Here is a 10,831-nt window from a genome sequence, read left to right as displayed (position 1 = left end):
CGTTTTATATGGAGGGCGTAACTGCCGTCTATATAATAACATAGTGATTAAAAAACAATAACAGAAAATTTAAAAATCGAAAGCAAATATGAAACAGACTAAAATTTTTGTAATGGCAATGATGGCTGTAGCCCTGATGGCTACTAGCTGTGCTAGTAAGAAGGATCTCCAGAATTGTCAATCTGAAAATAGAGAATTGACTGCCAATTATCAGGCAACCAAGGAGAAGTTGGCTGCTGCTGAGGCTAGCCTTGCTGCTGCGCAGGAGCAGTTGAGCAGTACCAAGAAGGATTATGCCAAGTTGCAGAACTCGCTGGACAAGAGTTTGACCAATGCCAATCAGAACAACATCAGCATTGAGAAGCTCGTTGACCAGATTAATGAGAGCAACCAGTATATCCGTCATCTGGTAGAGGTGAAGAGCAAGAGCGATTCGCTCAACATGGTTCTTACCAACAACCTGACCCGTTCGCTCAGCCGTGAGGAGATGAAGGAGGTTGACGTTCAGGTGATGAAGGGTGTGGTTTACATCTCTCTGGCTGACAACATGCTCTATCAGAGCGGTAGCTACGAGGTAAACAGCCGTGCCAAGGAAACTTTGAGCAAGATTGCAAAGATCATCCAGGACTACAAGGATTACGATGTACTCATTGAGGGTAACACCGATAACGTGCCTGTAAGCACTACCAGTGCCAAGATGAAGAACATCCGCAACAACTGGGACCTCTCTGCTCTCCGTGCTTCTTCTGTAGTTCAGTATCTCCAGGACAACTTCGGTGTTAGTCCTAAGCGTATGACTGCTGGTGGTCGTGGTGAGTACAATCCTGTAACTACCAATGATACTGAGGTGGGCAAGATGCGTAACCGTCGTACACAGATCATCATCACTCCTAAGCTCGACCAGTTTATGGACTTGATCGACAAGGCTCCAGAGGATTCTCAGAAGTAATGAAATTCTGAAAGTGATATAAAAGAAGTGACCTCTCCTTCGTTCATTAGAAATTGAACGATGGAGAGGTCTTCTTTTTAGTATTGTCTCCTTAATAAACGGTAAAATGAAAAATATTTCTTGTAATCAAAAACAAGTTCTAAACATAATTAAACTGGTGCTAATTTGCTCCTTACTCATGATATTGTTATGGGTCGGTAAGTGGCTGGTGCGTATCTTCTGGTTTGATACTTTTGTTGTTCCTAGTAATTCTATGATGCCAACCTTGCAACCAGGTGACAAGATAATAGCAGATAAACTTTGTTTTGGTGCAAGAATCTATCGAAATTTCCATTTTGACAAACAAGGGGTTGAATTACAGTGCTTTAGAATGAAAGGTATGGGGGATTTGAGACGTAATGATGTCTTTGTGTTTAATAAACCAGTCATTAATCATCATATTACGTTTGTTATCAATTATGTGTATTGCAAGCGCTGCATCGGCTTGCCTGGTGATTCTGTGAGCATTCGCAATGGTTATTATCGCAATAATAATGATAGGGGTGTCTTGGGCTGCAGAGAGAATCAAACTGTTTTGCGTGAGATGCCAGATACATTGATCTCTCCTGAAGTAATGTGTGCGATGCCGTACGATGAACATTTGCCGAAGTGGACGATTAAAAATTTCGGGCCTTTGTATATTCCCCGTAAAGGGGATGTCATAACGATTACCCCCAAAGAGGCTGTACTTTATCTGACAATTTTAGAGTGGGAATTGAAGGGTAAAATCACAATTGATTGGGAGAAAAATAAAGTTTTTGTCAAACACAAACTTCTGTCTCGCCACACGTTCCTTCATGATTATTATTTTGCCGGTGGTGATAATGTAGTAGATTCTCATGATTCTCGTTATTGGGGCTTGGTTCCAGACATCTATATTATTGGTATTGTAAAGCGTATAGAGTATTCAAAAGCTAGAGTAACTGGTAAGTACGATTGGAGACGCTTTCTGCGTTGCGTAAAGTGAATAAGTGAGTTTGAAAAAACTCACTTATTCATATTGATTACAATTGGGATTGCCAAATCTCATAGGTGTAAAAATTGTAGTAAAGAGTTAGATAGAGTTTTTATTGTTATCAAACACTTTCTATGGTCTTGTTATAGATAAGCTGCCTACTTGGCAAATTCTTATTCAAGTTTCGCAAGTAAGCCCCACACGCTCTTCAGGGCGTGCTGCTTAATCTTGCTTACACTTTTCTGGGCGTGCAGCTTGTATTCCATTAAAAAAGATATGCCCTCTTGCTTCGCAGCAAAAGGGCATACGATTAGTTTTCATTATTTGAATAGTGTAAGTCAATAAATGAACCAAATTTAACACTAAATCCTATAAACCTAATCTTACAATAAGCCTAGTCTATAATTCATTATTTATAAATAGTTATTCCGTACATTCTGGTTTCTGAATCCGGTTATTATTGAATGGCAACTTATCAATTGGAGATGGAAAACCATCTAACTGATTTCCTTCGCAAAAACCAGATGAAATATTAAAGCGTTCGATTTTGCAAATCATTAACGACCATTATAGATAAATACGGATGAGCCTGGAAGATTCAATACCAAAGGAGTATCAATGTCGATAGCCTTATTGATTGGCATTCCATCCAACTCTGCCTGGTTAAAGGCATGAGTTAAGGTAATCTTTCCACGAACATAGGCAGGAATATCCAAGGCTTCTCTCAGGGTTGTGGTGAAGGTCTGTGCACTGGCTGAAGGGTTACGCAAGGTAAGCACACTCTTCTTGCCGTTCCATGCAGCCCAGCCATATACATTTGCCTTCTTGCCATCCCAAGGATTGCCACCAACCCAGTGAGCATCAGGCAATACATCAGCCTGTTCCTGCTGCCACTTGATGCACTCTGCCAGGTCTTTCCACAACGCTCCGGCGTTGCCCTGATTGTCCTTGATTTCGTCCATCAGCTTGTAGTCGTTGTACAGCTCAACCATACCAGAACCACAGGCAAAGGCACAGCGCATCTCACGAACGATTCCATCGTAATCCATGTTCTTGGAAACGGCACCCCAACGGCTCAGGATGAATCCGTGAGTCATCAATGTGTTGATAGGACAAACAGGAGATCTCTGTATGAAGTTCTGATAAACCAGACGGTCGCGATAGGTAATCCAGCGCTCACGGTCTGTGCCCTGGTCACCTGCCTCACCGTAATCACCTTCCTGACGCCATACTGCATCTGTGAAGTGGAACCAGAATGGAGAAGCCCAGGTTCCTACGGTGGTATTGAGGAAGATGTCTGGACGCTTCTGGCGTACGGCACGCTCGATGCTGATGATGGCCTCGGCATTCTCTTCGCCTCTTGTTCCTTCGTCAGGACCGATGGCTGAAGCCTGGGCACTGATACCATCAAACTTGAAGAAGCGGAAGTCGTAACGGTCGATCATGTTGGTGCAGCAACGGATGAAGAAGTTGTAGTAATCCTCATTGCTCAGCTGCATACCTCCCTTGGAACGCCAGTAAGCACGGCGATATTCGCCAGACTGACCATAGCCGCCCACAGGACCCAGCCAGGCACCGATACCTGTGCCCATCTTCTTGGCCTCGTTGGCTGGTTCGTCGAATCCGTTAGGGAAGTTAGGATTGAAGGTCCAGGTTCCATACTGGTCCCAACCATCATCCCATACGAAGGCCTTTGGAGCCATCTGATATTTATCATAGAAGTGTGTCTTCCAGTGACTTACCACGTCGGCACACTGTTCTACGGTCATATTGCCTTTATAAGAAGGAGCTTGTGCGTTGTTGCGGTCGATGTTCAACTCATACCATGAGATATAGACCGGATAAGGTCTCCAAGCCACAGCTCTTTCACGCTCGCTGTAAGCCAGGAAAGAGCGGCGCAACTGGTTAGGCGCAACCAAGCCCACAACAGAACTGATGTTCCATGTTTTGCCAGCTTTTAAAGTGGTGTTTCTTCTCCATAAGCCTTCTATGTGGGTAGCATTGCCTTCATCCTTGCTGGAATTCAGACCCATTGGAGTTTCCAGACCAGCAAAGATATGATTGCTTGCCAGGATGGCACCACGGGTATTACCCACCACTTCTGGAGCGGTATAGGCACTGTTCTTGGCTACCAGGTAGTTCATTGCCACGATACCCTTCATAGGTAAATCTTTGGCAGCCTGGATATCCATTTCTGTGCGCAGGTAGTGCGAGCCGTTTCTCAATACAGCGCGCCAAACGATAGAAAGTTCTTCGTATGTAAAACGAGCTTCCAGAGCCTTGCCCGCATAGCGGAGAGATGCAGTTGCTGCAGATGGATTCTCTGCCAGGGTTACCATCTTTACATCTTCCAGTTTCATCTCGGATGCGGTAATGGTTTTGCCGTCTCCCAAGAGAACCTTAAACAACTCTGTGCTAGGCTGCAGTCCCAGCTCAGAACAGCCGTTGAAGTAGAGCTTGCCACCTGTGTTGATGAAAGAGGCTTTCAATACTTTGTTGGCCAGCTGATAGCTGTTTGACTTCTGGGTAATTTTAGCTACACCCGGTTGCTTTTTCTGGGGAAAGATGACAGCTTGTGCCCAACTTCCCATACACAGAGTTAATGGCATTATAAGAGTAAGTGCCAGCTTTAATAAATTGTTTTTGTTCATATCAATAGTAAGTTGAAGCTCCTTTTAAAAAAGGGGAACACCATCCGCTAATGGTGTCCCCCCTTGCGTGACTTAAATTATTTTGTTAATGTACATGTAATGGTCCATACCTTGGTCTCTCCATTGGCAGCCTTTACAGCATACTTGTGTGGAGTAGTCCAGTCGGCTGGAGTACCCAATGCTGGAGATCCCTCAACAGGAGTCATTACCGCAGCTGATGAAATCTGTACTGCAACAACGATGTTGTTGAGATTCACATTATTCTTCTCCTTTTCAGAGAAGTTGGATGGAACTGCAAATGTCAGGTTGCAGGTAGCAGCCTTGTTATCAATAGCCTCTGCTGTTTTCTGCAATTGCTTCTGGATAACCTGAGGCTGTCCGCTGGCATTAATCTTGTCTTCTCCAATGTAACGATACCAAGCATATCCTGCTGTGATGTCATTGCCATCGAAAGTTGGAAGGTCTTTGAGATCGCTCTCAAGACAAGAACTGAAACTGAGTGCCATGACGAGCATGGCAAGTATGATTTTAATGAATTTCATATTTTCAACGTTTATTTATGATTTATAAATATGAATTTATATCTGCTTCTGCTTGCAGATTACCAACCCTCGTTCTGCTGGTGATCGAGATCGTATGCCTCGCGCTTGTCAAGGAATGACTGAGCGATTGGGAACAGATAACGCTTGGTGGTAAACTGGCGCTGTGCACTACCGAGCAATGTAAGCTGGTTGACGAGAAGCTGGCTGCGGTCGCGAGAGATTTCCATCTTATATACAGGGCGGTCGAGATCGTAGATGATGTCGCCTGCCTCACGTCCATGGTTAGCATAGCCACCATACTTACCCCAGCGGAGATAGCTGAAGTAGATATCACCATTCTCGTTAGCCATTTCTACACGGCGCTCACGGATGTAGTCTGCCCATGCAGCTTCCTCTGTTGTAGCTGTTGAAGGAGCAATCTTACCGTGCTTAACTCGTGTGGCGTTGAGAGCCTTTACTGCATTAGTTACATCGTGCTTCAGCAGATAAGCCTCTGCAAGGTTCATGTAAGCCTCGCCGGTGCGGCACATCACGTAGTGGAGCTGTACCAGACAGTCGAAGTATGCACGTGGCTCTGGATTCTCGATGTTAGACTTGCGCCAGTAGTAACCGGTTGTAGTGTTGTACCAGCCACCGTCTTCCTTATCACGTACACCCATAGAGCAGTTACCGCCAAGGTTTGTCTCTACTGTCTCACCAATCCATGAACAGCCATCATAAACGATAGATGATGCGAAACGAGCATCACGTCCGCTGTACATCAGTTCAGAAATGTTGCGTGTTGAGCCTGCCTTCAACTTGCCGTAATGCAGGTTGGTAGGATAAGCAGCGTTAAGCTGCTGGAAGTCCTGAGGAGTAGGCATGCGGCGTGCATTACCGTTCTCCTGCTCGTAAGCGTCGAGCTGACCTTCTGTTGTAACAGTGTTTGGATCGATAGACTCAACATTCTCCTTGTACTGAGAAGTCTCGTTCCAAGGAAGTGCTTCACCTGTCTTCTCATCAGTTACGAGATACTGGTCAACCAAGTCCTGTGTTGGGAAGTAGATTGCCCAGCCTTCATAGGTGCGTCCGTTAGGATTCTTGAAGTGAATAGGACTCTTAGAGTTGATGCAGTCATCCTGTGAGATGTTAGGATAGGTGCGGATCAGCTCCTCATAATTACCAATCTTGGTGTTAGCCTTCAAACGGTAGTAACCCCAGAGAATTTCAGCATTGGTTTCGTCAGTCTCGTTGAACAGACCACCGTAATTGTCTGAAAGTGAACAGTTCTGGGTAACATCCGAAGCATAGGTAATCACCTTGTCAAGGTATTCAGCCTTCTTGGTGTAGGCGTATGCCTGGAGGCAGGCACGGCTCAACAGCAACTCGGCTGCATACTTGGTAGGCTCACCTGGCTGTGCCTCAACTGGCATGTTAGGGATGGCAGCCTCCAAATCCTCTACTACCAGCTTGTAGCTTTCCTCTACGCTGGAAGTCATAGGTACTCTTGCCTTTTCTTCCTGGTCGGCCTGGATCACAGAAGTGATAGGAACGAAGCGTCCCATCTTGCGGGTCAGGTCGTAGAATACGAGACCACGAAGGAAGCGGCCCTTGGCTATGATTTCAGCCTTTTCGCCTTCTGTCATGGTAGAAGCCTGAGCTTTCTCAATAATCATATTGCAGCGACGGAGCAAGCCGAAGCGGCTGATACCGAAGTCAGAAGTTCTGTCGATGCCAAGCTCTGTGGCTATGCCATCAATACCCTCACCTACCTGAGAGCATCTTACTCCGTTTGGAGTGCGGGATTCCCATCCTACACAGGAAGAACTTCCTGTGAACATGTTGATTACATTGTCGTATGTGGCATTCACAAAAGCATTGGCTGTAGCCTTTGAGCCCCAAACCGTAGCCTCGTCGAATGTCGTTGTTGGATGAGTATCCATTGTATCTTGGCAGGAAGCGGCGGTCAATGCCAGAACGCCGAACATTCCTATTTTAATAATATTCTTTATCATAACTAATTAAAATCCTAAGTTTACAGTTAATGCAAGTACTCGCTCTACAGGATAGCCATATCCTTCGGTTGAAGAGTTCTCAGGGTCGAGACCATATTTGGTTGCCTGAGAAATGGTGAAGATGTTCTGACCAGAGATACCTACCTTGGCACGGGTCAACCAGCTTACACCGCGAAGCAATACGTGCTTGAAGTCGTAACCGAACTGGAAGTCCTTCATACGCAGATAAGCACCATTTACCAGCCAGAAGTCGCTGCTCTGATAGTTGTTGTTGGCATTCAAACCAGTATTTGCCATCAGACGTGGATACTTGGCGTTGGTATTGCTTGGAGTCCAGCTGTCTTCCTGATATTTGTAAGCTACTGGCAACTGACCAGCCTGACCTGTCTGCATGGTTGTTACACCAGAGAGGTACATGTCGAATGCGGTAGAACCCTGGAAGAGCATGCTCAGATAGAATCCCTTATACTGGAAGTTCATATTGATACCATACTGTCCGCGAGGAGTGTGGCTCTTACCCAGACGGCGCATATCACCATTGTCTATCATACCGTTACCGTTCATGTCGGCATACTTGATGTCACCGGCTGTCAGATAGCCTGAATTCAGAGCACTGTTTACACCTGGGTTGTTGAGAACATCATTTGCATCCACATAGTAGCCCAGGTTCTTCAACATGGTACCGTAGTAACCCTTCTGCTGCTGGGTACGAGTATATGGGTTCATGTAAGAACTCTCAGACTCGTCTCTATTAAGTGCCCAGAGAGCATCAAAATAGGTGAGGTTAGCTGAAATATCGTATTTCAACGCACCAATGTTGCTGCGCCAACCCAACACGAACTCCCAACCTGCACGGCGATACTCACTGTCTGACTTAACTCGTGGCAAGCCGATACCGATAGCGGTATTCAGATAGCTTACACCTGTTGGAGTAGTCAGATAACCCTTGGTAGAGTAGTAGAAGTAATCAAGCGAACCATAGAGTCGGTTGTTCAACGACGCAAAGTCGAAACCGATATCTGTCTGGCGTGTGGTGTACCATGTAAGGTCTGGAGAAGGAAGACTACCCTCTGAGAATCCTGGCACATACTTATTCTTGATTACGTAAGCCTGGTTGTTCAGGTTGTATGATGTGAGATAACCAAAGCGGCCTGCACTGCTGTCGAGACCTGTCTCACCATAAGAAGCACGGAGCTTCAAAGAGTTGATGATGTTCTTCTCTACGAGAGGCTGCATGAACTTCTCACTTGAAACTACCCAACCTAAAGCACCACTGAAGAAGGCACCCCAACGGTGACCTGGAGCAAAGGCGTCGGAACCGTCGTAACGGATGCTACCCTCTACATAATACTTGTTGTCGTAGTTATACTTAGCCTGTCCAATCCATGCAGCACGACCCAACTCAGCCTCGCTACCACCATTGGTCATATCATTAGCAGGACCTACGCCCATCTGGTCGATAGGGAAGTCGTAGTTTACTCGCTGAGCGCTGTAAGACTCGCCCTTCTCGTAATACTGCTCAAAACCGCCGAGAGCAGAAACGCTGTGCTTGCCAAACTGCTGTGCATATTCTACGAATGCCTGGTTGGTATAAGAATAACCTGTGCTGGAGTTGTGATAGAGCTGTGGCTTACCCAAGTACTGTGGAACATCAGAATCCCAGTCATACTGAGCGGCATCTTTTCTCCACTGCTTGGTAGAAGTGCCATAGTAGCGGTAGTTGCTAGCCAGACGAACTCTCAAGCCATCTACCCAGAGGCAGTTCCAGATCAACTCGCCCTTACCGTTGATTACGTTGGTAATACCGCGGTTGTAACCTGCATCACTAGCTGTTTCTGCTACAGGGTTATCGGTAACATTATATGGAAGACCATACTTGTTGACACCCGGATTCAATGGAGACTTGTTCTTGATGTGTGAGAACACATTGTAATAGCTGCTAGATGTAGAAGTGTATGGATGTGTATCCTCCTGGCGATATCCGTCGAGGGCAACATTTACCTGCAAGCCGATAGGCTTAATCTTGGTGTTCTCAGCGAGACGGAATGTAGTACGCTTCATCCAGTGATTATCGCTACGGTAAAGAGAGTTCTGGTCAATATGTCCCAAAGATACATAGAACTGGTTGGTCTCAGAACCGCCAGTCAAGCGTACGGTGTGCTTGGTCTGAGGAGCCCAATCTCTGAGAACGAGATCTCTCCAGTCGGTATCACCAAAGTTCAATGGATCTGAGCCATCACGCATTTTCTGGATGGCATCTGCTGTGAACACATCATTCTTTGCACCATTCAAAAGGTCGTTGTTCTTGGCAATGTTGGCCCACTCAGCACGCTCGTAAGAGTGCATCTGCTTTGGCCAGTTGCTTGGCTGAGAGAAAGACATATTGAAGTCGTAATCGATGCTGATTCTACCTGCCTTACCACTCTTGGTAACAACCTGTACGATACCGTTAGAAGCACGGGAACCGTAAACAGCTGTAGCAGAAGCATCCTTCAGGATAGACATAGACTCAATATCGTCTGGAGAAAGGTTACGGAAGTCAACCTCACCACGAACTACACCGTCGATGACGTACAAAGGAGTACCACCACCACGGATACTGATAGATGGAGTAGCGTTGACACCACCACCGTTTGCCTGTACGATCAAACCAGGAGAACGACCAGCCAGACCCTGTGCGATGTTGGTAACAGGGATGTTTGACATTTCTTCTGCCTTTACGGTTGATACGGAAGCAATCAGGTCGCGCTTCTTAGAGCTACCATAACCTACAACCACAACCTCGTCGAGGCCCTGAGTATCCTCAGAAAGAATCACATCGAGGTCTTTACCTGCCCACTTGATTTCACGTGTGATGTAACCAATATAGGTAATTTCGATTGTTGTACCCTTGTTTACATTTAAGAGGGTAAAATTACCGTCAAGATCGGTAACAGCAGCATTCTTAGTACCTTTCACTGATACAGAAGCACCAATAATTGGTTCTCCTGTAGCATCCTTTACCACACCCTTACAAACAGCACCTTGCTGTGCAATGAGAGTTGCACCAAATGTGTTTGAGGTGGAAACAGTACTCGCATTGGCGCCACCTACTATAATCGTAGATAGTAATAGGGTCATGCCAAACTGACTTTTTTTGCTCATAATTGTTTGGTTTTAATTGTTATATTATGTAGTTTTATAGAGATAATCAGATTCTTAATTATATAATAGTCTGACTATATATATATATTTCTATCTAATGATTCTTATTGCTTAGCTTATTGTATTTTAATAACTGGTTGCAAATTTACGATAAATTTTAATAAGTTGTCTGAAAAAAAAGTTAATAAATGCAAATGGGGCGAAAAAACATATAAAATTTGCTTTTTCGCCCCTCTTTATCCTTATTTATATATAATGTGGGGAAGTTAAGTGAAGTTATCATTCCCCTTAACTTCCCGCAATTCCCTCATCAGCTGATTCGGTATAATCGTACTCATTGAAGTAGCGGGAGTAATCGCTCAGATTATCTGCCGTAAAGCGGAGACGGGAATCGATGGTCGTGAATAGTTTGCGAAACGAAGTTCCGTAATCAGTCTGCAAATTTACGTTTTTCCATCATTATCACCAAATGTTTTCCCGTAAAACTGAAGAAATCCGTCCGATTTTCCCACGCCTTTTCCCATACACCCTTGGGATTTTTCCCAAATGGAGCGGAA

General features: G+C 45.2%; 7 protein-coding genes. 2 read left to right on the top strand and 5 right to left on the bottom strand.

Annotation, left to right across the window (positions count from 1 at the left end; genetic code table 11):
- Window positions 1–88 precede the first annotated feature (88 nt).
- Window positions 89–949 (top strand): OmpA family protein, encoded by an 861-nt coding sequence (locus DW657_RS05255; RefSeq protein WP_089545200.1) that lies wholly within the window; start codon window positions 89–91, stop codon window positions 947–949.
- Window positions 950–1,055: 106 nt separating this feature from the next.
- Window positions 1,056–1,955, top strand: coding sequence for a signal peptidase I (gene lepB / locus DW657_RS05250; RefSeq protein WP_118311675.1), 900 nt, complete (start codon window positions 1,056–1,058; stop codon window positions 1,953–1,955).
- 545 nt (window positions 1,956–2,500) lie between these two features.
- Here the strand turns inward: lepB and DW657_RS05245 are convergent.
- The 5 genes from DW657_RS05245 to DW657_RS17670 form a co-directional block, all read right to left on the bottom strand.
- Window positions 2,501–4,534 (bottom strand): hypothetical protein, encoded by a 2,034-nt coding sequence (locus DW657_RS05245; RefSeq protein ID WP_118311674.1) that lies wholly within the window; start codon window positions 4,532–4,534, stop codon window positions 2,501–2,503.
- A 137-nt stretch (window positions 4,535–4,671) separates the two neighbouring features.
- A complete protein-coding gene (locus tag DW657_RS05240) occupies window positions 4,672–5,136 on the bottom strand; it encodes a hypothetical protein (RefSeq protein WP_118311673.1) in 465 nt (154 codons plus the stop codon).
- Between the two features lie 59 nt (window positions 5,137–5,195).
- Window positions 5,196–7,130: a RagB/SusD family nutrient uptake outer membrane protein gene (locus DW657_RS05235; protein WP_118311672.1), complete on the bottom strand. Its 1,935-nt coding sequence runs from the start codon at window positions 7,128–7,130 to the stop codon at window positions 5,196–5,198.
- Between the two features lie 6 nt (window positions 7,131–7,136).
- Window positions 7,137–10,274, bottom strand: a complete 3,138-nt coding sequence (locus tag DW657_RS05230; protein ID WP_233546615.1) for a TonB-dependent receptor — start codon at window positions 10,272–10,274, stop codon at window positions 7,137–7,139.
- A gap of 288 nt (window positions 10,275–10,562) precedes the next feature.
- Window positions 10,563–10,715, bottom strand: coding sequence for a hypothetical protein (locus tag DW657_RS17670; RefSeq protein ID WP_158577317.1), 153 nt, complete (start codon window positions 10,713–10,715; stop codon window positions 10,563–10,565).
- Window positions 10,716–10,831 lie beyond the last annotated feature (116 nt).

It is taken from the genome of Prevotella sp. AM23-5, assembly GCF_003473645.1.
Lineage (GTDB): Bacteria > Bacteroidota > Bacteroidia > Bacteroidales > Bacteroidaceae > Prevotella > Prevotella copri_A.
The sequence above is the reverse complement of the archived record's forward strand: the minus strand, read 5'-3'. Positions and strand labels throughout refer to the sequence as shown.

Coding starts and splice junctions, on each gene's coding strand:
- DW657_RS05255 (WP_089545200.1), top strand. CDS start 89: ATGAAACAGACTAAAATTTTTGTAATGGCAATGATGGCTGTAGCCCTG.
- lepB (WP_118311675.1), top strand. CDS start 1,056: ATGAAAAATATTTCTTGTAATCAAAAACAAGTTCTAAACATAATTAAA.
- DW657_RS05235 (WP_118311672.1), bottom strand. CDS start 7,130: ATGATAAAGAATATTATTAAAATAGGAATGTTCGGCGTTCTGGCATTG.
- DW657_RS05230 (WP_233546615.1), bottom strand. CDS start 10,274: ATGAGCAAAAAAAGTCAGTTTGGCATGACCCTATTACTATCTACGATT.
- DW657_RS05245 (WP_118311674.1), bottom strand. CDS start 4,534: ATGGGAAGTTGGGCACAAGCTGTCATCTTTCCCCAGAAAAAGCAACCG.
- DW657_RS05240 (WP_118311673.1), bottom strand. CDS start 5,136: ATGAAATTCATTAAAATCATACTTGCCATGCTCGTCATGGCACTCAGT.